We start from the raw sequence: 24,769 nt of genomic DNA on the forward strand, positions 1-24,769 counted from the left end.
TCAGTTATTTGTTAGCGATTATGATTTTCGGACGATTATCGGCAATCGAGTCGATTCTGCTAGCATAAAACTCAACATATGCAAGCCTTGCCAGATGCGGCGATAAAAATACAGCTATCAGTACTGCCAGGATCCATATCCATGGCATCGACATATACCGCAGGATATCCGCTATTACAAGACCTGATACTAATGCAGGAAGCACCATCATAGAAGTAATCCATAATCCGGTTTTCCAATGCCATTCAGAGCCGAATGCCCACTTGAAAGCGAACCCTGCCAGAACAGCGAGAGCAATGAACATAGTCAAGTCAAAACCCGGCACCAAAACAAATAATGGAAACTTTTTTAGCATGATTCCAGGTATTTGTGCTCTCCCAAAAAGCCACAAAATGAGCATATAAGTAAACCAGCTCACACCTGGCTTGTAACCCACCACCTCGCTCGGCCATCTGCCTGTTCGGCGCTTTTGACGATATGAAAGAACAGTGGCTGTCAAAATGCTCAGTCCCGCAATGATGCCTGCAATAATGCCTACCAGAGTAATCTCGCTCATCTTGCTGCCTCCTATTGAGTTTGTAAGACTAGAACTAACGAATACGCCTGACTTCACGCCTTATCGCCAACAGACTACATACAAATATGGTCACACCCAATATAACTAAGGCTACTGCAATGGGTTTATTATTCTGAAAGAACAAAGACACACCTACAGGCACCATAGAAAGGCCGAGAAGTATTCTCGGCTTTGATTTCATCGCATACCCCCTAGACGCTTTTCTGAGGCCGTAGCCGATGATAATAATCCCAATCAAATAGTATATTTTTAATTGCAAGTCACATCGCTCCCATCACATTGTCTACAAACTCTTTGAACAGATACCCCTCGTCCATAGGACCAGCCGAAGCCTCCGGGTGATACTGTATCGAGAAGATCGGCAGGTGCTTATGACGAAGACCCTCTACAGTGCCGTCGTTCAAATTAATACGCGTGACCTCTGCATCATCCGATAGGTTAGCAGGGTCTACCGCATATCCATGGTTTTGCGAAGTAATGCTGACCTTGCCATTTATAATATTCTTGACCGGGTGGTTTGCTCCCCTGTGGCCAAACTTGAGCTTGATGATATCTCCACCCATCGCCATTCCGAACATCTGGTGGCCCAGGCATATGCCTAATATAGGCTTCTTGCCGATAAGCGCGCGCATAGTCGCAACAGTATCCGTGAGCTGCGTCGGGTCGCCAGGGCCGGGGGAGAACACGACTCCATCCGGCTCGACTTGCATCACATCGTCCGCAGTCGCATTGCATGGCAACACTGTTACTTTGCAGCCCTCTTTAGCCAGACACCTCGCAATATTTCGCTTGATCCCCAGGTCGATCAGTGCGACGTGGCACTTTGGTTCAGGGCACTCATCCAGGCTGCTGCACTCATCACCTGTCCAGTCATACGCCTGCTTAGTAGACACACGCTCGACGAAGTTTAAATCACCATAGTTTGGCGCGCTTTCAAGGGTATTCTTGAGTTCGGCGACCGTCATCTCGGTGGACATCGCACCCATCATGACGCCGCTCACACGCAGGTGGCGGGTAAGAGCACGTGTGTCTATCCCCTGCATCGATACAATCCCGCCCTTGGTGAGATATTCGCGCAGAGTCATATCCGAGCGCCAGTTATTCGGCTCTTCGCACAGTTCATGGACGATGAACCCTTCCACCTGTATCTTGCCCGACTCCACATCCTGAGGGTTTACTCCATAATTGCCCACCAGCGGATAGGTCAGTGTGAGCAGTTGGCCTGCAAAAGACGGATCAGTCAGCATCTCCTGATAACCCGTCATAGCGGTCGCAAATACGGCCTCACCTATCGTGGTGCCATTTGCGCCGATCGATTCCCCCTCGAATGTGGTTCCGTCCGCAAGTAATAAGATCGCTTTCAATTTGAACTCCCTATGCAGCTGAGAGCGGAGAGTGGAGAGCTAAGAGCCCAGACCATTGGCCGCTCAATTAAATTACTCTATGAAAACTGATTCGCTTTGATAAACTCAGACACTTTCTTTTCCATTTCAGGTCCAATTTTTCCAGCTTCGGCAAGTGCGCTTGTCAACTCTGATAAAGTGAAAAGAGAATGGAGCTTGTAGCCGGCATCGGCAAGTAACTTTGCACCGCCCTGCTCACGATCCAGGATAATCAATATATCTGTAACAACGAGCTCAGCTGCCTTGAGAGGTTCGATGGCTTCTATCTTGCTTCCACCATCGGTGACCAGATCATCTATTACCAGCACCTTCTCGCCTGGACAAAATGCACCCTCAATAGCTTTCTTAGTGCCGTAATCCTTTACTTCTTTGCGTGGATAGATCATTGGGATACCGCTAGATATGCTTGCAGCTACCGCAATTGGAACGCCGCCATATGGGATTCCTGCAACTCGATCACAACCGATTTTTTTTGCCTTTGCTCCAAGCGCCTCACCAATTTCTGCTAATAAAGATGGACTGGACACAAGCATTCGCAAGTCGCAGTATATAGGCGACATTATCCCGCTTTTGAGCTTAAATTCGCCGAATTTTATGCAGCCGGCGTTGAAGATTTTTTCGTACAGAGTATTCACAAATTTTACTCCTTATAAAGGCTGTGCCCTCACCCCAACCCTCTCCTCCAGGAGAGGGAGCACAGATGCTATGATTTTACAGGTTTTGTTTCGTACACTATTTCGCCACTCACGATGGTAGCCACGGACTTGCCAGTCAACTCCATCCCATCAATAGGCGTGTTCCTGCTCTTCGACTTGAACTCAGACGCCTTGACTGTAACCTTTGCCTCGGGATCGATAATCGTTATGTCGGCAATTGCACCCTCTTTGAGAGCACCTGAGTCTATGCCGAGAGCATTGGCCGGAGCAATTGTCATCCTCGCTATAGCATCCGCCAATGATAATACGCCTGTCTTCACCAGGTACGTCACCACAAGAGGCAGCGCGCTCTCAAGCCCCACCATCCCGAATGCCGCATCCTGAAGCTCCACTTCCTTCTCGTTCTGAGCGTGCGGCGCATGGTCTGTCGCAATCACATCAATAGTCCCGTCAGCCAAAGCCTCCTTAAGTACATCAACATCCGACTGCGTTCGCAGCGGCGGGCAGACTTTGGCATTCGTGTCATATTCCTTGAGAGCCTCATCAGTCAAAGAAAAATAGTGCGGGCAGGTTTCGCATGTGACCGCAATGCCGCGCGACTTCGCCCATCTTATAGCCTCGACCCCACCTGCAGTCGTGACATGTTGAACGTGCAAACGGCATTTTGCCAGGTCGGCAATCATAATATTTCGCCAGATCATTATCTCCTCAGCCTGGCGAGGCCACGGCCGCAGACCCAATATCGTGCCCATTATTCCTTCGTTCATGATGCCGTCGCTGGTCATCGACTTGTCCTCGCAGTGAGCTAGGAACGGAACACCCAGCATTGCGGCGTATTCCATAATCCTGCGCATCAGATCGGCGCTCTGGACGGGAAATCCATCATCTGAAATTGCTACAGCCCCTGCGTCTATCATCTCACCAAGCTCGGCCATCTCTTTGCCTTCATTGGCCTTTGTGGCAGTCCCTGTGGTCAACACATTCACGGTGGCATCTTTGCCCTTATTGAGCACATATTCGACCACTGCGCGGTTATCCACAGCAGGCTTGGTGTTGGGCATACCAACGATTGTAGTAAAGCCACCGGCAGCAGCAGCCTGCGCGCCCGTTTCTATCGTCTCTTTATACTCAAACCCTGGTTCACGAAGATGAACATGCATATCTATGAGACCCGGAGTCACAACAAGCCCCGTGGCATCATAGACGCTGCCTTGACCGTTGTCTAACTTTTCGACAGAAACTTTGCCAATCTTGGATATGCGGCCATTCTCCACCAGGAGGTCGGCTGTCTCGTCCAGATTCTGAGAAGGGTCGATTACCCGACCGTTTTTAATCAGAAACCACATTGCCGCCACCTCCAAGGAGCAGATATAGAAGAGCCATACGGACTGCAACGCCGTTTGTGACCTGGTCGGTTATCACAGCGAAGTCGCCGTCTGCCACATCGGGCGTGATCTCGATTCCGCGGTTCATAGGGCCGGGGTGCAACACCAGAACATCTGACTTGGCCTTCATAAGCCTTGTCTTGTTGACCCCGAACATCGAAGCATATTCGATCACACTCGGGAAGAATCCGCGATTCATACGCTCAAGCTGAATGCGCAGGACGTTCACCACATCGACTCCGTCTATAGCATCATCCAGATCGGTATATACCTTGACCGGAAGCTGCTCGATCTCAGCAGGAAGCAGAGTGCTCGGACCGCAAAGCCTGACCTCCGCGCCCATCTTGCTGAGTCCCCAAAGATTGGAACGCGCAACCCGGCTGTGCATTATGTCTCCGACTACCAGTACTTTGAGCCCATCGAATTTGCCCTTGTTTTCGAGGATCGTGAGCATATCCAATAGACCCTGGGTCGGGTGCTCGTGCATGCCGTCGCCGGCGTTTATGATATGTGACTTGACCGTCCTGGCTGCAAAATGAGGCGCTCCGCCCGCTCCATGTCGAATTACGAACAAATCCACACCCATAGCCTCAAGGGTCAACAAGGTATCCTTGAAGCTCTCGCCCTTGTTTATACTCGATCCGGCGACTGAGATGCTTGTGGTGTCCGCACTCATGATCTTTGCCGCAAGCTCGAAACTTGTTCGGGTGCGGGTGCTGTTCTCATAAAACAGAGTGCATATCGACTTGCCCCGCAGGATCGGCACCTTCTTGACGGGTCGCCCAAGAATTTCTTTGTGAGACTGGGCTGTCTCCAAGATGAGATATATCTCATCGGTAGACATATCCTGCAGGCCTAATATATCCTTGCGCGTGAGTTTTGTCATATAATTAGTCTCCCTTGGAGATCATCACTGCGTCTTCGCCCCTGGTCTCGACCCAGTAGACATCCACGCTCTCCTTAAGAGCGGTCGGCAGGTTCTTGCCCACATAATCGGCCTTAACGGGAAGCTCCTTGTGACCTCGGTCGATCAACACTGCAAGCTGAATCACGGATGGTCTGCCCAAATCCATGATTGCGTCGAGAGCGGCTCGGGTTGTCCTGCCTGTAAAGAGGACTTCATCGACCAGGATCACAGACTTGTCGGTCACGTCAAACGGGATTTCACTGGCGCTGATGGTGCGGGCGGAACGGGTGGCATAATCATCGCGGTAAAGGGCAACATTGAGGCTGCCCACCGGCACATCGACTCCCTCGATTTTCTCCAAAAGCGATGCAAGGCGCTTTGCCATGGGGACCCCTCGGCTCTGAACGCCAATAATAACGAGGTTTTGAGCGCCCTTATTGCGCTCGATTATCTCATGGGCGATGCGGGTTAGAGCGCGTCTGATCTCATCGGCGTCCATTACTTTGGTCATTGTGTCCACCTCCGGGCACCAAAAAAGCCTTCCTGCCCGTGATATGGCAAGAAGGCTGATACACTGACGCCTTGAAACCGACCTTCTCAGCCTCACGGGACTGGAGTTAAAGGTACATTGCAATTTCAGTAATTATATGCTCTGCCGGGGTCGCTGTCAAGCGGTTTTTTTGGACTCGTTCAATAAACGAGGTTCGCCCTGCCAGTTGCTCGTTATTGTGAAGAAAAACGTCTAATGAAATATAAAACAAAAAATATAAATTACAAAACCAGTTAGTTGGTCGGAAGGCCTGGCCTACCTTCCGACCGGAAGCAAAAGGCATTAAGCCTGCTTGCTTCGTTGAAGATTATAACGAGAAACTCATGAAAAATCAAGAATATGCAGACACAAGGTTCCTTAAGTATTCCTTAAGTGTGCGCCACAACCGTGCGCCATGTGCGATATATTGATTAATTTCGTAATATTGCCACAAATTAGAAGCCATACAGACATGTATGTCGATGTTAAATAACGCATAATATTGTTGGCGAAGGCTTATTCCACTTTACATAGCAAACCGCAAATGGTATATGCTCCTGCGCAGGAAAAAACATAGCCTGCACCGAAATCTTAAGTAATGAAGCGCCGTAAGGTAATTGAGGCTGTCTGTGGATGAAATTTATATACAAGATATCAAGGCATCCTGCATTATAGGCACGACTGAACAGGAAAGACGCAACAAGCAGGATGTCGTTATCAACGTAACGCTGCACGCAGATTTGCGCGAGGCAGGGCTCGCGGATAATCTCGGCAAAACAGTCGATTATGAGGCTGTGGAGCACAAAATCGTCGGTCTTGTCGGGAAATCATCTCGTCATCTGATCGAGGCGCTGGCCGAAGATATCGCCCAAGTCTGTCTGGGCTTCGATATGGTCGAAAAAGTGGACGTGAGTGTTGCAAAGCCTGCGGCTCTTAAATTCGCAAGGACCGTTAGCGTGAAAATATCACGCGAGTTATAGAAAGGAAATTGCAATTGAACCAGGAGAAAGTTGAACATCTGGTCAGAGAACTGCTTATGGAGATAGGCGAAGACCCCGAACGCGAGGGTCTGCTCGATACACCCAAGAGAGTCGCCGAAGCATATAAATTCCTGTTCAAGGGATACAACCTGAAGATCGAAGACATAATCAAAGGCGCTGTCTTTACACAGGCCACAAATAATATGATCGTGGTGCGGGATATCGAAATCTACAGTATGTGCGAACACCATATGCTGCCGTTCTTCGGGCGCTGCCATGTGGGCTATATATCGAAAAACAACGTCATAGGAGTCAGCAAGATTGCACGTATTGTCGATTGCTTCGCCAGAAGACTTCAAATACAGGAAAGACTCACCAATCAGATCGCGCGTGCCGTAAAAGATTCAATCGACGCGGAAGGTGTGGGAGTCGTAATAGAGGCGAGGCATCTGTGTATGATGATGCGCGGAGTCGAAAAACAAAACTCACTGATGACTACATCGTCCGTGTTGGGAAGTATGCACGACTCTGTGGCGACAAGATCGGAATTCCTCTCGCTTATCAGCAAATAGAGAGGCGATTAGCGCAACTTGCGGTATGACCACTTCCACTTTCCACCCCTCAAGTTGCCGGCGGCATCAGAGGTAACCCTGTACTGTGCATAATCAACATATAGATCGGTTATGTGCATAATGCCGATGTCGCCCTTCTTGCCGAGTGTGCCGTCGTCATATATGTCATAGCCGTTCCATTTGTAGTGGCATGCTGCATGCGAGTGACCATGCAATATAGCGATTATCTTATAGCCGTTGATGATATCGGCCAGGGATTTGCGATCGCTATCCTTCCACCACTTTTCACCGCTCTTGGTTTTGAAATCATAGTGCTGAAAGAGGACAATGGGCATGTCTTTGCCGACTCTTTCAAGGTCGGAGCTAAGCCATTTCCGCACATACTTGTCAGGATAGCGTCCCAAAGAGACAAAGTGGATTCCATCAAGGTCAGACGAATAACAGACATTGCCATCCATAACCTCACACATAGGCGAGTAGCGGGATTTGAGCTGATCGACCACATAGTCTGAAGTGCCTTGGCGGCAACCGGCGTAGCGCCACCAGTCGTGGTTGCCGGCGGTGGCGTATGTGGGATATTTCAAGCGATTATAGTCATCCGGTGCGCCATTAAGCGGAAAGCAGTAATCAAACCAGTTCCATTCATCTTGATAATTGACACTGATATCAGGCTCCGGCAAATCGGCGGCATAACCCGTCTTCTTTGAACCGCCATCACATAAATCACCGCAGACAAGCACTGCGCTGGGTATCGCAACCGTCGCATTCCCAAATTTCATAGGATATGGAGTGCCCGGCAGACTATTCATTGCCTTTACACCTGCCCGGCAGAGATTGCAGTCAACCGCATCCTTGATAAAATGCGTGTCCGACACAACAAAAACAGTCAGATCGGTCGCAAAAACTGCTGTTGCGCAGACCATGCACAACAGCAGATTACAGAACAAGACTCGGCTTCGCATTAATAGACGCAAAATCAATCCTTCGTATATTGCTCGATCTTTCTGAGTGTGGCAAGAGACATCTTGCGCCTCTCCAAAGCCTGAGAGACCTTGAGCGAGAGTATCTCGAAAACGTCCACACCCGGAATATTCTTCTCCACATAATCGAACGCGCCGCGCTTCATACACTCGACCGCATTGGCAACGTTGCCGTAAGCCGTAAGCACGATCACCTCGGTAAATACATCATGCGAAAGCGCTGCCTGCAGCATTTCAAGACCGCTCGACGGTGACTCCATCACCATATCGGTCACCACTATGTCATACGGCGGGTTCTTCGACACGATTGCATTTATTCCCGCTTCCTGGGAGTCGGCAGTATCCACTGAATATCCGTCCCGCTCGAGCCTGCGTTTGACAACCTGGCGGACAGCCTCTTCATCATCTATCACAAGTATTTTGCACATTGAGAACACCCTTCAATTTAGTATTTGAGATTTTGTATTGAGTATCTTATTGAGTATTTACTTAAGGTTCGTATGGGACCAGGATGCTGAATTTGGCGCCTTTGCCGGGCCTGCCGCTCTCAAATATGACGCCGTCATGTGCATCCACGATCCCCTTCACTATCGATAGACCCAGACCCATCCCTTTGGCACGGGAAGTATAGAACGGATCGAATATCTTCGGCTTCTGATCCGTCGGCACACCTGGACCCTTGTCGTCAAACGTAATCTGAACATAATTGCCGCCCTGCTTGTTCGGCCTGAGCCATTTCTTGCTCTTCGCGTCGGCAAAACCGGTCGTGATCTTTATCTCGCCGCCGTCGGGCATGAAGTTTACCGAGTTCTCCATCAACTCAGTGAAACACCGCATCAGTTTCTTTGGGTCGGCCATCACCACCGGTAAATCCTGCGCAAGTTTCTTCTTGAGCTTCGTCTTTGACCTCTTCGGGAAACCTTCCTCAATTGCCTCCATCACCAGAGCGTTTATATCTACCTCTTCCAAATCGAGCTGAGTGGCCTTCACGAACTCGCGGAACTCGTTGAGTATCTCCTCAAGCAAAAAGATGCCCTTCTTGATACTCTCCGAGAGCTTGAGAGAAGCTCCCGCGTCAATTTTGACCTGCTGGAGCAAATATTCCAGTTCGTTGACATCGCCCTTAATCGCAAAGACACGGTTTCCGATCATATGAGCCGAACGCGCGGACATCTCGCCCCAGGCAGCCATACGCTCCGTTTTGACGAGCTGGTCGAGCAAACGGGCATTGTCCAGCGCGATGCCGAGCTGGACAGATATGGTCGAGAGAGCGCGCTCATCGTCCTCTGTAAAATCATTCGGAAACCACTTATACGGGCTCTTCTTCCTCTGGACCCTGAGCACGCCCAGGATTCCACTGTGACTATTGATAGGCACCGCCATAAACGCGCCTAAATCTCTCGCGGGCAGTTCCTCGAAACGTCCTCGCCAGCGGGGGTCTTTCTTGGGGTTCTGCACACGTATTGGCTGCTGCTGCTCAGCAGTCCAACCGGTCAGGCCTTCACCGACATCATAGGACGCCTCGCCTATCTTCTTGCCCAAAGGACCGCGGGAAGCCCTCAATATCAGTTTGCTCGAAGCTCGGTCATACAAAAAGAGCGAGCAGTCCTCAAACTTCAAAGCCTCTGCAGCTACTTCGATCACCTTTTGCAGAATGGCACCCATGTCCGAGAGACCGTTGAGTTCTTTTCCTATCTGGATAAGCGCAGCCTCACGGGCCCGAAGCTCGGCGACAGTGATCGCTATCGCCGCCAGATTAGCCAGACCCAGCAGAGTCGCCTCATGTCGCTCGTCAAATGCGTCCGAATGAGTGCTCTCAATGTTTATCACACCTCGCGTGCGGCCGTCCTTGTCGATCAACGGCACGGCAACTTCACTGCGCACATCATCGAAGTATTTTCGATAGTATGGGTCCTTGAGCACATCTGAGGAGCGGTATGGCTTACCATTCGCCGCAACATAGCTGGTGATGCCTCGGCCAGTACCCTCGGCCACCTTGAGCCTACCAAGCCTGACCTCTTCAGTCCAACTGATGCCTGCAGTATAGCGAACATCAAGCTCGCCGCGTTCATGGTCGGCAGTCGCCAGAAAACCTCTGTCTGCATCGCAGATGAGAACAGCTTCCTCAATAATATACTGCAAAACCTCATCAAGCGATTCGCTGGTCGCTACGAGTTGGCTTACCCTGGAAAAGAGAGTCGGGTCGGATTTGGGACCGCAGATTGCATCATTAGCTTTCATAACAACTAGAAGTATATCAGAACAGGTGAGTTTGAGACAACATCAACTAAGTAAATCACGGCCTTGAACTTGTATCAGAGATACGTAATTCAGACCGAGACGTGCAATTTACATAGCGTAAATTGCTTAGTGACTTCAGTTTAGTGGAAATAGCCTGTATATCAGCCGGAAATCAACGTCCACAACAACCGTATCCCAAGAACGATTAGAATAAATGTGTAAGAACAAGCGTTAGCTATCCATGCCCATCTGCACACCGATCCCTTTTGCTCTTTGCCCAATAACCTGCGTCCTACTGAATATTCCAACCAAACCGAGACAAAAAAGAATGGAATGCACAGAACCATTGCCGAAATCATGCAAGGCAAAGACCACTCACTAAAAGGTAAATGCAGCAGATTGTTTAGTGTTATAGTCATCATGATTTTTTGCATCAGAGGTAGCTTTGTCCAGTCTATAGCGCCCGGAACACCTAGCACATTCATTATGGTCGTTCCAAAAAAATAAAATACCAATGATGTGAGCGGAATCCCGAACAATGTCGAAACGATGTTGGCTGCTATTACTGTTTTCACTGTTGTTGTCCGGGCAGTAGTGAGAACACGTAATCCAACCACAATCTCAATTGGAATAATTAAGACCAGGAATAACCACGACTCCGGCCAGACGAGCATTATCAGAGGTGCACACGCATCTGCGTGCGCTGGAACACCTGACATAATTATTATAAGGAGTATCAATGCTCCAATAATGACGATTAACCTGTGTTGTCGGTTGCTCATTCTTCCGTTTCAGCCATTCCTGACACCCGATACTCCATTTTGGTGTTTCGGGAATTCATTTCCGAAACACCAAAATAAAGGCCGCCCCAAATAAACACCTTGAGGCGGCCTCTTGATTCTATCGTTTATTCTTCGGATTCTTCTTCAGAACCCTCTTCTTCAATATCATCGACCTCTTCGATGACATCCTCTTCCATATCATCCACAAGGTCGGCTTTCGACTTCTTAGGCTTAGGCTTGGGCTTGAGCGTTTCCTCAGGAGCCTCAGCTTTGGGTATCCGTGCAAGGCTGCTCACCGAATCGCCATGAGTGAGGTTGATGAGCTTTACACCTTGAGTGCTGCGCCCGCATGAGCGAATCTCACAAACCCTTATCTTGAGCATGATCCCGTGCATAGTGATAATCACTATCTTGTCAGTATCATCGACCACGGCTGTCTCAACAATGCGCCCGGTCTTCTCGCTCAGGTTCATTGTCTTGATGCCTTTGCCGCCCCTGGTCTGTTTGCGATATTGCTCCAGAGGAGTGCGCTTGCCGAATCCCTTTTCAGTGGCAACGAGCAGTTCACCCTCGCGGGCAAGTGTCATGCCGACAACTTTATCATCGGCGTTGAGCTTGATTCCTCTCACACCGCCTGCAGCACGTCCCGCGCTCCTCAAATTCTGCTCATGGAAGCGTATGGACATACCCATTGCAGTAACCAGCACCACTTCGTTATCACCGTTGGAGATATCGACCCATTTCAGGGAGTCGCCCTCCTCGATATCGAATGCCCGCAGGCCGTTCGAGCGCAGGTTATGGAATTCGGCAAGATCGGTCTTCTTGACCTCGCCCAACTCGGTGGCCATGACCATATAGCCCTGCTGTTCCATATTGCGTACAGCGATTGTGGCGGTTATCTTATCACCCGGTTCTATGGAGATCAGGTTGATAATCGCAGTGCCCATGGCCTGACGCGAGGTCTGCGGAATCTCATACGCCTTGAGCCTATAGACCCGGCCTCGGTCCGTGAAGAAGAGGATGTAATGATGAGTGGTGGCCACAAACAGATGGGCCATCTTGTCCTCTTCCTTGGCGGTTGCGCCGATTATACCCTTGCCGCCCCGCTTTTGCGCGCGATATGTATCGATAGGGACACGCTTGATGTAGCCGTCGCGGGTGATGGTGATGATCGTTTCCTCGTCGGGAATAATGTCCTCATCGCCGATCTCGTTGGCTTCCATCGATACGATGCGGGTCTTGCGCGCGTCACCGTATTTGTCCTTTAGATATTTGAGGTCGGTCTTGATTACATCGAGAATCTTTTGCGGATCGGAGAGCAGGTCTTCGAGAGCCGCAATCTTTTTGAGCAGTTCCTTATATTCTTCCTCGATCTTGTCGCGTTCCAAAGCTGTAAGCTGACGAAGCTGCATATTGAGTATCGCTTCGGCCTGGATCTGCGAGAGACCGAAACGGTTCATTAATTCGTTTCGTGCGATCTCACTGTTTGCAGACGCACGGATAATCTTGATTATCTCGTCCAGGTGGTCCTGCGCTATGCGCAAACCCTCAAGAATATGCGCCCTGCGCAGCGCAGCACGCAGGTCGAACTTGGTGCGGCGGACTATCACGTCGACGCGGTGATCGATATAGTGCTGCATCACCTGCTTCAATGTGAGAATTCTCGGAGTGCCGTCGACCAGAGCCAGCATTATCACGCCGAATGTCTTGCGCAGATCGGTATGTTTGAGCAGGAAGTTGAGGACCTTGCGCGGATGAGCGTCGCGCTTTAGCTCTATCTGGATCCTGATTCCGGTGCGATCCGAATAATCAAAAATATCGGTGATGCCGTCGATCTTGCGTTCTTTCGCAAGCTGGGCAATCTTATCAATTAAAGGCTTTTTGTAGCACTGATACGGCAGTTCGGTGACCACAATTGCAGACTTGCCGCCCTCCAGAACCTCAATGTTGGTTTCGGCCTGCATCACTACCTGCCCACGGCCGGTCTCATATGCGCTGCGAATGCCCTTGGTGCCCAGGATCAGACCCGATGTCGGGAAGTCGGGACCCTTAACAAACTGCATGAGCTGCTCAACACTTGCATCGGGATTATCCGCCAGATAGCTGAGGCCATCACAAAGCTCGGTGAGATTGTGCGGCGGTATCTTGGTCGCCATGCCGACCGCAATTCCGAGAGCGCCATTGGCCAGCAGGTTCGGAAACTTGCCGGGCAGGACAAGCGGTTCCATGCGGGTCTGGTCGTAGTTGTCCGTCCAGTCGACCGTGTCCTTTTCCAGGTCATCAAGCAATTCGACCGCGTAAGGCGACATCCTCATCTCGGTATATCGCATAGCCGCCGGTGGATCGGGGTCGATCGAGCCCATATTCCCCTGGCCGTCGATCATAGGATAACGCGAGTTGAAGTCCTGCGCCATTCGGACCATGGTCATGTAGATGGCCACATCACCGTGCGGATGATAGTTACCCATGACTTCACCGGTGATCTTGGCGGACTTTCTGTGCTGCGCGGACGGCCCAATGTGAAGGTCGTTCATAGCCGTGAATATCCGCCGCTCGACTGGCTTCAGGCCATCCCTTACATCAGGAAGCGCTCTCGATATGATTACGCTCATCGCGTAATCCATATAGGAGCGCTTCAGTTCATCTTCGATATTTACAGGGATTAATTCCCGTGCAATGTTGCTCAAAATGAGGCCCTCTTCCGATCAATTTGTATACATTAATTATATCGGTTCAATACGCTTCGGTCAAGGACGAAAGATGGGATGATGGTTAGCCCGCATTATTCACGTTCTTCGTGAATAATGCTCTCGGAGATCCGAATTATGCGAAAAGCGCATTATCCGGGCTAGATGGTTGTATGGTGTATCGTCTGATCGCTTCGGGTGAGGATTCAGTAATCCTCACCCTGTAAGAGATTCAAGACATCTACTTTGCAAACATAGCCTTAAGCTCAGGAACGTAAGACTCGAAAGATCTAGACTCCCTGCTCTCACCCACATTCCATTGTCTGGCTCTCTCAATAAATTTGTCACATTCGACTGCAGGGTCAAATGGTGGAGCAAACGGGACATTTTCGGCTGCGGCTTCTTTTTTGAGATCGTTATATCGTAGAAGCCAGGCATAATCCAGAGTCATTCTTTCACGTCTGACACGCTGAAATATTACAGGGTCATCCGCCACCGATTTTTCCGCTTCATCAAAAAGCCTGGTAGCTTCACTCATTACATCAAGGGTAAGGAATGATAGATCCGTATTATAGCAGCCCAAGCGTTGACCATTCTTTCCGATAGAATCATGAACCAGTTCGAGATAGGATTGAAGAAATGGCGCTGCGCTGCCATAGTATCCCTTTAGGAATTCGCTTGTAAGCTGTTTCTGATCACTGGACGGATTCCATTCCAGGTGAGCAATAACCCATGCGCGCAGCCTCACAAACTCACCTATAGAACAACCCGCATCACCTTGCTCAAACAGCCCCATTGTTTTGTTGCCCACAAAGAATTTGATATTTGGACCCAGCACATGCATATTCGGATGCGGCTGTATATAGCGAGCAAAGTCGGTAACGTAATCCCAAACATACAGATGCGGTGCAATTGCACTCCATGTATGCATGCTATCCCTAAATTCACGGTTCGTGTCACTGTCCGCCGGCTTTGCAAAGTCGCAGCCGATGCTGCACAGACGTATGACTACGTTCTCTCTCGGCTTTATGTAAGCAGGCGGCTTGAGTGTATATTGATATGCAAGCGTTTCCACCAGCATATCCGGGTATTGCTTCTCAATATCCGCGGCAATTAAATTTACGAACCTGATCAATGGACCGGACGGTGACTCCTCTTCAGTCTCGATGGCTTTGCATTTCTCGCATTGGCAATTGCCTCCATCTACATCATTTTGACTGATGGATATGATACCCGAAGTTGGATTCTGCTTGATCAAATCCAGCACAACCCGGGTCATCTCGGCACGCATTTCATCATTGGTAAGGCATAGTTGTTTGTTATCTACACGTTTGCCGTCGATTAAGCTGTACCAGTCGGGATGGGCTGCAAAATACTTATCCGGCGGCAGAAATTGGAAGAAAGTATGACACCATCCAATGATGTTATAATGCCCACCATACTCATCGGGAATGTTATTAAAGTGACCGTTTAGCTTGAGCTTTACTGCAAAGAGCGGATTCTCATTCACATCCCTGTAAAATGTCTCTCTATACCTCAGTTTGGGAGTATACTTGATATCCAACTTGGGTATATCCAGCTTATTTTTCGTTGGAATGTAGCTCTCGGTTCCGGTCCACCAATGGCAGCCGACCGTATCCTCCAAAAAACTGTAGACTGCATATAGGCTCCCGCGTGGTCGTCCGCCCGCAAGGATAAGTTTGTCTCCGTCCGTGCGGATTACAATACCATCACTAGCCAAAGCCGACCAATCCACATCCGAAGCCAGTTTACTTACTCGTTTGGACTGGCCAACGAGTATTTGTGGCTCATCAGGGCCAATCAGGGAATCACTGCGAACAGGAAAATCCGCTCCGGTGACTTGCTTGAGGTAATCATGCAACTGATATGCTGCCGTAAGCTCCTGCTGGGTTGCGTCATCAGAGACTACTATATGATATAGTGTTTTACCGTGTTCAGATAATGTAATTGCGTTTGCAGTAACAGCTAGAGGCGCTATTGCAAGAGCTGCGATCAGAATTTGAATGTGCATGGGTTTCCTCCATTACTTGAGTTACACATTCAATATTGCTTTACTGATGCTTTGATACCTGCTTATTTCACTTTAGCTCCGACAAGATTTTTGCATAAAATGAAAACAGTGGACTTCGGCGCGGCAAAGCGGTTGTCACCCTATCTCACAATCCGCCATGCGCAACTCCAGCTATTAAGTTATGCCGACAATAAGCACGAGCCCTAGCAGCGAGAGAAAAATTGTCCATCCAATACTGATCTTACCTGTTTGCGTGATGCGCATACTATGCCTCCACACATATTCGTAAATATTAGGCTCAGCCGGAGTTTTTCCTCCCTAATTATTATTTGTGCCATGCAAAGAGCGGGGTTCGCGTTTTTGTGATGATATGTTATACTTTTATAATCAACATTTGTAAGGATGGTAGACGCATTGATCGGCGTGATCGCGATAGTCGGACCCACCGCTGTGGGTAAGACGGCTGTGGCGATAGAACTGACGGCGCTTATCGGCGGTGAGATTGTATCGGCGGACTCGATGGCCATCTATAAAGGCATGGATATCGGGACAGCCAAACCGACCGCCGAGGAACAGTTGCGTGCACGGTTTCATCTGATCGATGTGGCCGATCCGGCAGAGTCATTTAACGTGGGTGAGTTTCAAAGACTCGCCCATGATGCAATAGATGATATATCACATCGAAATCCACCCGCCATTATCGTGGGAGGCAGTGGGTTGTATGTGCGGGCAGCTATTGACGGGCTGGACGAGTCGATACCTGCTGATAATAAAGAATTTCGGCAAAGGATGGTTGAACAGGCGCGTCTATATGGTAATGAATACGTGCATGGCATGCTCGCGAAGGTCGATCCAGTGTCGGCACAGCGAATCCATCCAAATAACCTGAAACGAGTAATACGAGCGCTGGAAATATACGATCTGACGGGATCCAGACCCTCGGATGTCTTTGAAAAGGATTCCAGGAGAGAATCACGTTATCCAGACGCCCGGTTTTTCGGTCTGACTATGGACCGCAAAATGCTATACGCGCGAGTTGAGGATCGCGTGGATATGATGATAGATACCGGCCTTGTCGAAGAAGTCTCGCGGCTCATATGCTCGGGCATCGATCCAGATACGACCGCAATGCAGGGCCTTGGCTATAAGGAAATAGCCGGCTATCTGAGAGGAGAATACGGTTTTGACAAGGCCGTCGAACTCCTCAAAAAGAACACCAGGCGGTTTGCCAAGAGGCAATACACTTGGTTCCGAGCCGACCCACGAGTGCAATGGATTGACGTGGAAGGACGAACCGCCGCAGAGGTGTCATTAATAATAAAGGAGTCCTTAGACAAATGAACAAGGCACAGATGAACCTGCAGGATACGTTCCTGAACCAGGTCAGAAAAGACAACATTCCCGTCACTATTTACCTCACCAGCGGTGTGCAGCTCAAGGGGCTGGTGCGTGGGTTCGACTCTTTTACAGTCGTGCTCGAAACACCAGGCAAACCGTCGCAGCTTGTATATAAGCATGCAATGGCATCGGTGGTACCGCTCAAATTCGTTCAGCTTGCACCAAAAGATGAACGCGAAACCGCTCCTGCCGAAGAAGAGACTCCATAGACTCAGACTTGTTAAATATTGGGGATCGAAGGTCCCTGCTTGACATTTAGGCGGCGATTCGGGGATCGCCGCCTATCAGTGCAATTAGCGAATTCTGAATTTTGGGAATGCACAGGAAGAAAATAGTGAAATTTACAAAAATGCATGGCGCCGGTAATGACTTCGTGGTAATCGACGGCGCTAAAGAAATAATAACTGAAGAACAATTGCCGGCAGTCGCAAAGCATGCATGCAAACGACAGTTTGGTATAGGTGGAGATGGAATTATCCTGGTCTTGCCGTCGCGCATCGCCAACTTCCGTATGCGCATGTTTAACCCGGACGGCACCGAAGCCGAAATGTGCGGCAACGGAATCCGCTGTTTCGCAAAATATTTGTATGACCGAAAGCTGCACAACGACGTTATTATGAGTGTGGAAACCCTGGGTGGGATAAAGACACTTAAGCTCAATGCGACAGGCGGCAAGGTGCAGACTGTACGAGTGGATATGGGCGAGCCTGGACTGCTGCGGTCTGAAATACCGATGAAAGGCACCGCAAGTGATAAAGTGGTTGCCGAACCGTTGAAGGTCGCGGGGAAAAAGATCGAAGTCACATGCGTTTCGATGGGAAATCCGCACTGCGTGACATTCGTCGACCATGTGGACGAGGTTCCCGTGGAAAAGGTCGGACCGGAAGTGGAAAACCACTCATCGTTCCCGCAGAGGACAAATGTCGAGTTCATTGAAGTCATGAACCAGCAGGAAATCAAGATGCGTGTGTGGGAGCGTGGAGCGGGCGAGACTCTGGCCTGCGGAACAGGAGCATGTGCATCCGCCGTAGCATCTATGCTCAACAATAAAGTGCAGAAGAAAGTCACCGTCCACCTGAGGGGCGGCGACCTGTTCATAGAGTGGCTCGGCGACAACAAAGTATATATGACCGGCCCCGCCGAAGAAGTGTTCGAGGGGAAGGTAAATACGGCTGAGTTCAAGAAGTGGATATCTGAAGGTTAGCTTAGAGCCGAAAGTGGAGAACTAAAGAGCGCCGTTCGGTGGAAAGCCGGGCGGCCTTTTGTATAAAAAGGAGAACGCCAGTGGAACGAGCAAAAAGACTTGACCTTATACCGCCATATCTGTTCGGTGAAATATCTCGGCTAAAGGCCAAAGCCATCGCCGAAGGTAAAGATCTGGTAGACCTCGGAATCGGCGATCCAGATCAGCCTACTCCGCAGGGCGTGATCGACAGGCTCTGTGAAGCGGCAAATGACCCGGAGACTCATCGCTATGACGAGACCGAAGCCGGCTGGCCGCTGTTCCTTGAAGCTGCCGCCGGGTGGTATAAGAAGCGGTTCGACGTTGACATAGACCCTAAGTCTGAGGCAATGCTCCTGCTCGGTTCCAAAGATGGGCTGGCTCACCTCTGCTGGGCTATGATTAATCCGGGAGATATCAGCCTTGTACCGGACCCGGGTTACACGGTCTATAAGGTCAACACCCTTATGGCGGGCGGCGATATCCATCAGATGCCGCTGCTTGAGGAAAATGGGTTCGTGCCGGACCTGGGTGACATACCCACGGATATCGCCAAAAAGGCAAAGTTGATGTTCCTCAACTACCCGAACAACCCGACAGGTGCTGTGGCGACACTTGATTTCTACAATGACGTGGTGCGTTTTGCGAAGGATTACGACATCGCGGTCTGCAGCGACCTGGCATACTCCGAAGTGACCTATGACGGATATAATGCGCCGAGCATGCTTCAAGCGGATGAGGCAAAAGACGTAGTAATTGAAATGCATTCGCTCTCGAAGACGTATAACATGACTGGGTGGAGAATCGGATTCGCGGTCGGAAACAAAGACCTTATCACTCATTTGAACAAACTAAAGTCGAATATAGATTCACGGCAGTTCCCGGCGGTCGATATCGCCGCCGCATATGCTCTGGAGAACGTGTCCAACCAGCCTACTCTCGATCTATATAAAAAGAGGAGAGATATCCTTGTCGATGGTCTCAACGGGTTGGGATGGAATGTGAAAAAGCCTGTGGCATCGCTCTATGTTTGGGCAAAAGTGCCCGAGGGCTACACCTCAGCAGATTTTGCCAAGATGCTGCTCACCGATGCGGGTGTGCTGGTTATTCCAGGCAACGGGTATGGAGAGTATGGCGAGGGATATGTGCGGATGTCGCTTACCGTCTCCGGCGATAAGGACGGTGACAGAATGGCTGAAGCTGTGCGCAGAATCAAAGAAATAGAAGTAAAATGGAGTTAGTAAGTTGAAAAAGGCAAAGAGACTGGGCAAAGTGCCGCCCTATTTGTTCATGGAGATATCCAGGCTGAAGGCCAAGGTCATGGCTGAAGGCAGAGACATTATAGACCTTGGGATCGGAGACCCGGACCAGCCCACACCCGAACCGATTGTGGACAAGCTATGTGAAGTGGCAAGAGAGGCCGAGTATCACAGGTATGACGAATCGGAAGCCGGATGCCCAGCGCTCATGGAAACGGCAGCCAGGTGGTATAAGAAACGGTTTGACGTGGATATCGACCCGGACACCGAGACAGTGCTGCTGATCGGCTCAATAGATGGACTTGCCCACCTCTGCTGGACACTGATCGACCCGGGGGATATCAGCCTTGTGCCTGACCCGGGCTATACTGTCTATAGGGTCAACACACTGATGGCAGGCGGCGAACCCGTGCCGATGCCGCTCCTTGAAAAGAACAACTTCCTGCCCGACCTTACGGCAATCCCCACCGATACGGCCAAAGCTGCTAGGTTGATGTTCGTCAACTACCCCAATAATCCCACCGGCGCGGTGGCCGACCTCGACTTCTACAGAGATGTAGTCGACTTTGCAAGGCAATATGACATTGCCGTCTGCAGCGACCTGGCATACTCGGAAGTCACATATGACGGCTATAGTGCGCCCAGCATACTTCAGGTTCCAGGATCAAAAGACTTTTGCATCGAGATGAACACGCTTTCCAAAACATATAACATGACCGGGTGGAGAATAGGCTTCGGTGTCGGCAACAGCGAACTGGTCGCAGCCCTAAATGACCTTAAGACCAATGTCGATTCGAGGCAGTTCCAGCCGATAGGACTTGCCGCAGCATATGCTTTGGAAAATGTTTCTAATAAGAGTATGCTCGATCTATATAGTAAGAGAAGAGACATACTGGTCGATGGTCTCAATGCTCTTGGTTGGAACTTGAAAAAGCCCAAGGCGTCGCTCTATGTGTGGGCGAAAGTGCCCGAAAGATATACTTCTTCGGAGTTTGCCAAGCTGCTGCTCAACGAAGCGGGAGTGCTGGTCATTCCAGGAAACAGCTACGGCGAATATGGCGAAGGATATGTCCGCATGGCGCTTACCGTGCTTGGAGATAATGATGGCGACCGAATTACAGAGGCTGTGAGCAGGATCAAGAGCATGAAACTCAAATTTTGAGTTGTTGGGATAGGCGTAACTTATCAGAATTCCCGAAAAGCCGAACCTACAATGCTTATTCGTAATGCCACAATTGAAGATGCGGCGGGCATTGCCAGGGTTGCCATTGACACATGGCGGACCGCTTACCGCGGTCTGATGGACGATGAATACCTCGATAATACGAGTTATGAGCGCTCAGAACAAGGCTGGCAAAGAGGTCTGGCCGAAAAAAATTGCTTCACATTCGTGGCGACCGATGATGACGGCAGAATCATTGGGTTTGCTCATGCGGGTCCAGAGAGAGATGGCGATCCGACCTATAAGTGTGAACTTTACGCATTATACGTTCTTCAAGAATATCAAGGTAGGGGTATAGGTAAGGCTCTGTTCGATAAGGTTGCTGAGAGATTCACATCCGATGGCACCGGCGGCATGATTATTTGGGTACTTACTGAAAATAAATCGCGCATGTTCTACGAGCACATAAATGGCCGCTTTATAAGGCGTAAAACCCTCACCATTGGCGGGCGTGAGCTTGAAGCCAGCGCATATGGTTGGGATACACCCATTGAATCTTAATGAGATCAGCACAACCGATAAAGCGCTTTTGGTGGTCATCGATCCTAAAGGCAATTGGGAAGCCGATGCCAATACCGAAGAACTGCGCGAGCTTGTGGACAGCGCAGGTATCGAGATCGTCGATGAGATGCATATCCGGCGAGATGACCCTGACCCGCGCTATTACATAGGCAAAGGCAACGCGGAGGAAGCGTATTTGCGTGTGACCGATGCGGATGCGTCGGTGGTGATAATAGGTGAAGACCTCTCCCCCACCCAACAAAGAAACCTCAGCGATGCAACCAAGTGCGAAGTGATCGACCGCACTCAGCTCATACTCGACATATTCGCTCAGCGCGCCCGTACAAGTGAGGGAAACCTGCAGGTGGAACTTGCCCAGCTTCAATATCTGCTTCCCAGGCTCACAGGCCAGGGCACATCCATGTCGCGTATCGGCGGCGGCAGCGCTGGTGGAATCGCCACACGCGGACCGGGTGAGACTAAGCTCGAAACAGACCGCAGACGCGTTCGCAAACGGATCTCCATCCTGCGACATGAGCTTGATGGGGTCGTCCAGCACAGAAAAGTCCAGAAACGATCCAGACGAAAGCTGATGGTCCCAAATGCCTCCCTGGTCGGCTATACCAGCGCCGGCAAATCCACCCTAATGAATCTGCTGGCAGGAACAGATGTCTCAGCTAATGCAAGGCTGTTCGAGACGCTGGATCCCACGACTCGGCGGGTCGAACTGGAAGGCCAGTGCTCAATTATCCTGTCCGACACAGTCGGCTTTCTGCGCAATTTGCCGCACGGGCTTATTGCCGCTTTTCGCGCCACACTGGAAGAGGTAATCGAAGCGGATTTTCTGATACATGTGGTCGATGCGGCTCACCCGTTCTTCAGGCAGCAATATGAATCGGTCATAGAAGTGCTGGCGGAACTGGATGTCGAAGACAAGCCTATCATCACGGTCTTCAATAAGAGTGATCTTGTGAAAGATCAATATGAACTCAGGAGGCTCGTCGCGGAGATTCCCGATTCATGCTATATGTCCGCTCAAACAGGCGAAGGAGTGGAATATCTACATCGGCTTTTATGTAAAGTCATCGGCGAGATGATGAGCCGAATTGAAGCAATGCTGCCATATGACAGAGGCGACCTCCTGGCGATGTGCCACGACAAGGGACGCGTCATTATGCAGGAATATTTGCCGGAAGGGGTGCACTTGGAAGTGGAATTGTCACCAGACCTGGCTGACAAGTTAAGAGAATTTAAGACGGAATTTCCGAGCTCATAAAGTTTTGATCGCCCGGAATGGAGTTCCGGACGATCATCGAGATATCAGTTCTTTTTAGGAGTTTGCTTCCCTTTCAAAAGTGCTTTGTCTTCATCATCGTCCATCTTCGTGATTATTTTAAGAGCGCTGCCTGCCCATGAGGTTATCTTCGGTATATCAACAAAGCCCACAGTGCCGACTGCGTAGCAGTCACTGCCTTTGGGGCTAAGCATGAATCCCAGGTATGTCTTGCCACTCTGGGTGTACATCGCGATGGTTGAGTCCTTTACGAGTGTAGTGCTGTAAAGCACCCTGTCCCAGCCCTTTGTAGGCGGTACCTGCGATTCAAAAAACTGCATCATCCTGTACGAATCCGCTGATTTCGGGAGCTTGAATTTTGTCAGTCGCAATGCCGTTACACCCTGCACCGCGGATGCCAGCCCGTTCAAATCAAGCATCTTGATTATTGGCCCAAGGTCGCCGCCTGCATCACCAAAACCCTTCGCGAATGAAGGCAGAGCCTGTTTAACCATACCAAGCAGGTCATTTTCCGCAAGATTGATCTCCGTATCCAGAACGGCGCCAGACGGCAAAACAAATGTCGGAGCTTTTTCCGCCTGCAAAGGCTTTTGTGGAACGACCGTTTGAACCGGCTTAGGTTTGGAAACCTGGGGTTTTACTGCAGCATGCGAATTGGCCGACAGCAGAAAGACCAGTCCGGCAGCTATCCAAATTCTTCTCATTTTGTCACCTCCAAGAATTTTCATAAATCCGCTGTATTAAGAGTCCACTGGCACAAGTTTCTTTATCTTGTCCCCGATGCGATCCACCAGTTCTGGACGTACATTCTCAGATATGCTGATGAGCATCTGCCCCATCAGCTTTCCGGCCTGATAACTGACTTCCGATGGCACTTCCGGCGGCTGTAACTGCTTCGCCTGCAAAGTGACCGGATCGTCACTGTCGCCTTTATCGATATCTGACGCTTTTGACGGCGTTACGACAGGTCTGACATGCTTGACAACCGGCGTATGACGATTCCTTACCACCCCTACTGCCGCTCTCTTGACCCGAATGCGTGCCTGACGCGGCTTCGGCGTCTGCTCTGCCGCCACCGTGAGGTTTTGTTTGGGCATATCCGGCTTGACGATTTCAGGCTTAGGCATGGGCTTCGACGCAACTTTTGTCGGAGCGCTCTTTGGGACCTCTGCCACTCTTCGAGCATCCTGCGGATTGCGCGGATAAACCGAAAGAGCAATCAGTCCGATAATGATCACAATACAAAGGCATGCCGCCGATGCGTATGCCCAACCCCAATGGTGCGAAGCGGGCTGAGTATCAGACTCCAGCAGTCTGCCTTTCATCTGATCCCAGCTCAGATTACACGTCTCATCGTCAGCAGATGCGCTTTTAAGAGCACTGCGCAGCCGCGCGTATCTGTCGGCCTCCAGCCTGCAATGCTCACATCTATCGATATGGCGGCGGACCCATGCAGGCAGTCTTTCACTATAAGCAAGAATGTTCGATACAAGGCAGCATTTGATGTTCATATTACTCCACCTCGCGCGAGAGCAACTTGCGCAATTTCTTGTGCGCGCTGCACAGTTTCAAACACACATTCGCCGGTGAGCAGCCAATAATATCGGCTGCTTCCCTCTGAGTAAAACCCTGTATATCACAAAGCACCACCAGAATTCTCTGGCTTACCGGCAGAGACTGCAGGCAGGTTACGAGTTCACAGCGAAGCACACTTCCGTCTTCGAGACCCAGTGTCGGCTCCGCTATCGACTCCAGGTCGCAATTGTCAATGGCATCGACACTACAACTTGATCGCGACTTAGCCCGGCGCGCACGGTCAGCGCAGAGATTCACAGCGATCCTATAAAGCCACGAAAGAAATTTAGTCTCACTGCGAAGCGATGATATGGACTTCCAGGCTCTGAAAAAAACCTCCTGCACGATATCCTCAGCGTCCTGCGCATGCCCTATCGACTTGTGCACGAAGGCATAGACTGCATTCTTGTTCATCTCGAACAAAACACCGAATGCATCCAGATCACCCCTTTTAGCCGCAGCCACAAGCTCGTTCTCAGGGGTCCCCATCTCAGACTCGAATACTCTAGAGTTGTCCGTCAGCATCGTTTCCATGTGATATGACGATTCCAATGAGAAAAAATTAAG

At 50.2% G+C, this 24,769-nt stretch carries 25 protein-coding genes; 9 read left to right on the top strand and 16 right to left on the bottom strand.

The window, feature by feature from the left end:
• Nucleotides 1–4 precede the first annotated feature (4 nt).
• From LLG46_03075 to pyrR, 7 genes are all read right to left on the bottom strand, one after another.
• Nucleotides 5–556: a hypothetical protein gene (locus LLG46_03075; GenBank protein MCE5322281.1), complete on the bottom strand. Its 552-nt coding sequence runs from the start codon at nucleotides 554–556 to the stop codon at nucleotides 5–7.
• A 34-nt stretch (nucleotides 557–590) separates the two neighbouring features.
• A complete protein-coding gene (locus tag LLG46_03080) occupies nucleotides 591–758 on the bottom strand; it encodes a hypothetical protein (GenBank protein MCE5322282.1) in 168 nt (55 codons plus the stop codon).
• Nucleotides 759–837: 79 nt separating this feature from the next.
• Nucleotides 838–1,941: a glutamine-hydrolyzing carbamoyl-phosphate synthase small subunit gene (gene carA / locus LLG46_03085; protein MCE5322283.1), complete on the bottom strand. Its 1,104-nt coding sequence runs from the start codon at nucleotides 1,939–1,941 to the stop codon at nucleotides 838–840.
• A gap of 77 nt (nucleotides 1,942–2,018) precedes the next feature.
• Nucleotides 2,019–2,615: an orotate phosphoribosyltransferase gene (gene pyrE, locus LLG46_03090; protein MCE5322284.1), complete on the bottom strand. Its 597-nt coding sequence runs from the start codon at nucleotides 2,613–2,615 to the stop codon at nucleotides 2,019–2,021.
• 68 nt (nucleotides 2,616–2,683) lie between these two features.
• On the bottom strand, nucleotides 2,684–3,982 hold the full coding sequence (locus tag LLG46_03095) for a dihydroorotase (GenBank protein MCE5322285.1): 1,299 nt from the start codon (nucleotides 3,980–3,982) through the stop codon (nucleotides 2,684–2,686).
• On the bottom strand, nucleotides 3,966–4,907 hold the full coding sequence (locus LLG46_03100) for an aspartate carbamoyltransferase catalytic subunit (protein ID MCE5322286.1): 942 nt from the start codon (nucleotides 4,905–4,907) through the stop codon (nucleotides 3,966–3,968). Before LLG46_03100 ends, LLG46_03095 begins: the two co-directional genes overlap by 17 nt.
• 4 nt (nucleotides 4,908–4,911) lie before the next feature.
• Complete coding sequence (gene pyrR / locus LLG46_03105) at nucleotides 4,912–5,484, bottom strand: bifunctional pyr operon transcriptional regulator/uracil phosphoribosyltransferase PyrR (protein MCE5322287.1); 573 nt, start codon at nucleotides 5,482–5,484, stop codon at nucleotides 4,912–4,914.
• Between the two features lie 602 nt (nucleotides 5,485–6,086).
• On the opposite strand from pyrR, the gene folB reads away from it, so the two are divergent.
• Together folB and folE are read left to right on the top strand one after the other, a co-directional pair.
• Nucleotides 6,087–6,437 carry a dihydroneopterin aldolase gene (gene folB, locus LLG46_03110; GenBank protein MCE5322288.1) on the top strand — a complete coding sequence of 117 codons (351 nt, stop codon included), beginning with the start codon at nucleotides 6,087–6,089 and terminating at the stop codon, nucleotides 6,435–6,437.
• A 14-nt stretch (nucleotides 6,438–6,451) separates the two neighbouring features.
• Entirely contained in the window at nucleotides 6,452–7,009 is a 558-nt protein-coding gene (gene folE, locus LLG46_03115; protein ID MCE5322289.1) for a GTP cyclohydrolase I FolE, read from the top strand.
• 8 nt (nucleotides 7,010–7,017) lie between these two features.
• Here the strand turns inward: folE and LLG46_03120 are convergent, their stop codons facing one another.
• From LLG46_03120 to LLG46_03145, 6 genes are all read right to left on the bottom strand, one after another.
• A complete protein-coding gene (locus tag LLG46_03120) occupies nucleotides 7,018–7,932 on the bottom strand; it encodes a metallophosphoesterase (protein MCE5322290.1) in 915 nt (304 codons plus the stop codon).
• Nucleotides 7,933–7,985: 53 nt separating this feature from the next.
• A complete protein-coding gene (locus tag LLG46_03125; GenBank protein MCE5322291.1) occupies nucleotides 7,986–8,417 on the bottom strand; it encodes a response regulator in 432 nt (143 codons plus the stop codon).
• Between the two features lie 61 nt (nucleotides 8,418–8,478).
• On the bottom strand, nucleotides 8,479–10,230 hold the full coding sequence (locus LLG46_03130) for a GAF domain-containing protein (GenBank protein ID MCE5322292.1): 1,752 nt from the start codon (nucleotides 10,228–10,230) through the stop codon (nucleotides 8,479–8,481).
• A 161-nt stretch (nucleotides 10,231–10,391) separates the two neighbouring features.
• The gene (locus LLG46_03135) at nucleotides 10,392–10,805 is read right to left on the bottom strand and encodes a hypothetical protein (GenBank protein MCE5322293.1); all 414 of its coding nucleotides are present in this window, start codon (nucleotides 10,803–10,805) and stop codon (nucleotides 10,392–10,394) included.
• Nucleotides 10,806–11,137: 332 nt separating this feature from the next.
• Nucleotides 11,138–13,699, bottom strand: a complete 2,562-nt coding sequence (gene gyrA, locus LLG46_03140) for a DNA gyrase subunit A (GenBank protein ID MCE5322294.1) — start codon at nucleotides 13,697–13,699, stop codon at nucleotides 11,138–11,140.
• 241 nt (nucleotides 13,700–13,940) lie between these two features.
• The gene (locus tag LLG46_03145) at nucleotides 13,941–15,731 is read right to left on the bottom strand and encodes a DUF4838 domain-containing protein (protein ID MCE5322295.1); all 1,791 of its coding nucleotides are present in this window, start codon (nucleotides 15,729–15,731) and stop codon (nucleotides 13,941–13,943) included.
• Between the two features lie 423 nt (nucleotides 15,732–16,154).
• On the opposite strand from LLG46_03145, the gene miaA reads away from it, so the two are divergent.
• From miaA to hflX, 7 genes are all read left to right on the top strand, one after another.
• Nucleotides 16,155–17,072 carry a tRNA (adenosine(37)-N6)-dimethylallyltransferase MiaA gene (miaA, locus tag LLG46_03150; GenBank protein MCE5322296.1) on the top strand — a complete coding sequence of 306 codons (918 nt, stop codon included), beginning with the start codon at nucleotides 16,155–16,157 and terminating at the stop codon, nucleotides 17,070–17,072.
• Nucleotides 17,069–17,338 carry an RNA chaperone Hfq gene (gene hfq / locus LLG46_03155; GenBank protein ID MCE5322297.1) on the top strand — a complete coding sequence of 90 codons (270 nt, stop codon included), beginning with the start codon at nucleotides 17,069–17,071 and terminating at the stop codon, nucleotides 17,336–17,338. The genes miaA and hfq overlap by 4 nt, the downstream gene beginning before the upstream one ends.
• A 140-nt stretch (nucleotides 17,339–17,478) precedes the next feature.
• A complete protein-coding gene (gene dapF / locus LLG46_03160) occupies nucleotides 17,479–18,333 on the top strand; it encodes a diaminopimelate epimerase (GenBank protein ID MCE5322298.1) in 855 nt (284 codons plus the stop codon).
• 80 nt (nucleotides 18,334–18,413) lie between these two features.
• The gene (locus tag LLG46_03165) at nucleotides 18,414–19,592 is read left to right on the top strand and encodes an LL-diaminopimelate aminotransferase (protein MCE5322299.1); all 1,179 of its coding nucleotides are present in this window, start codon (nucleotides 18,414–18,416) and stop codon (nucleotides 19,590–19,592) included.
• A 4-nt stretch (nucleotides 19,593–19,596) separates the two neighbouring features.
• Nucleotides 19,597–20,772 carry an LL-diaminopimelate aminotransferase gene (locus LLG46_03170; GenBank protein ID MCE5322300.1) on the top strand — a complete coding sequence of 392 codons (1,176 nt, stop codon included), beginning with the start codon at nucleotides 19,597–19,599 and terminating at the stop codon, nucleotides 20,770–20,772.
• Nucleotides 20,773–20,823: 51 nt separating this feature from the next.
• Nucleotides 20,824–21,333, top strand: coding sequence for a GNAT family N-acetyltransferase (locus tag LLG46_03175; protein MCE5322301.1), 510 nt, complete (start codon nucleotides 20,824–20,826; stop codon nucleotides 21,331–21,333).
• Nucleotides 21,323–22,609, top strand: a complete 1,287-nt coding sequence (hflX, locus tag LLG46_03180; protein MCE5322302.1) for a GTPase HflX — start codon at nucleotides 21,323–21,325, stop codon at nucleotides 22,607–22,609. The genes LLG46_03175 and hflX overlap by 11 nt, the downstream gene beginning before the upstream one ends.
• 44 nt (nucleotides 22,610–22,653) lie before the next feature.
• Here hflX and LLG46_03185 read toward each other — a convergent pair whose 3' ends face one another.
• Genes LLG46_03185 through LLG46_03195 form a run of 3 tightly spaced genes read right to left on the bottom strand, consistent with a single transcriptional unit; the run spans nucleotide 22,654 to nucleotide 24,736 of the window.
• On the bottom strand, nucleotides 22,654–23,331 hold the full coding sequence (locus LLG46_03185; GenBank protein ID MCE5322303.1) for a hypothetical protein: 678 nt from the start codon (nucleotides 23,329–23,331) through the stop codon (nucleotides 22,654–22,656).
• A 36-nt stretch (nucleotides 23,332–23,367) separates the two neighbouring features.
• Entirely contained in the window at nucleotides 23,368–24,138 is a 771-nt protein-coding gene (locus tag LLG46_03190) for a hypothetical protein (protein ID MCE5322304.1), read from the bottom strand.
• Between the two features lies 1 nt (nucleotide 24,139).
• Complete coding sequence (locus tag LLG46_03195) at nucleotides 24,140–24,736, bottom strand: RNA polymerase sigma factor (GenBank protein ID MCE5322305.1); 597 nt, start codon at nucleotides 24,734–24,736, stop codon at nucleotides 24,140–24,142.
• Nucleotides 24,737–24,769: the final 33 nt, after the last annotated feature.

Source organism: bacterium (assembly GCA_021371935.1).
GTDB lineage: Bacteria > Armatimonadota > UBA5829 > UBA5829 > UBA5829 > UBA5829.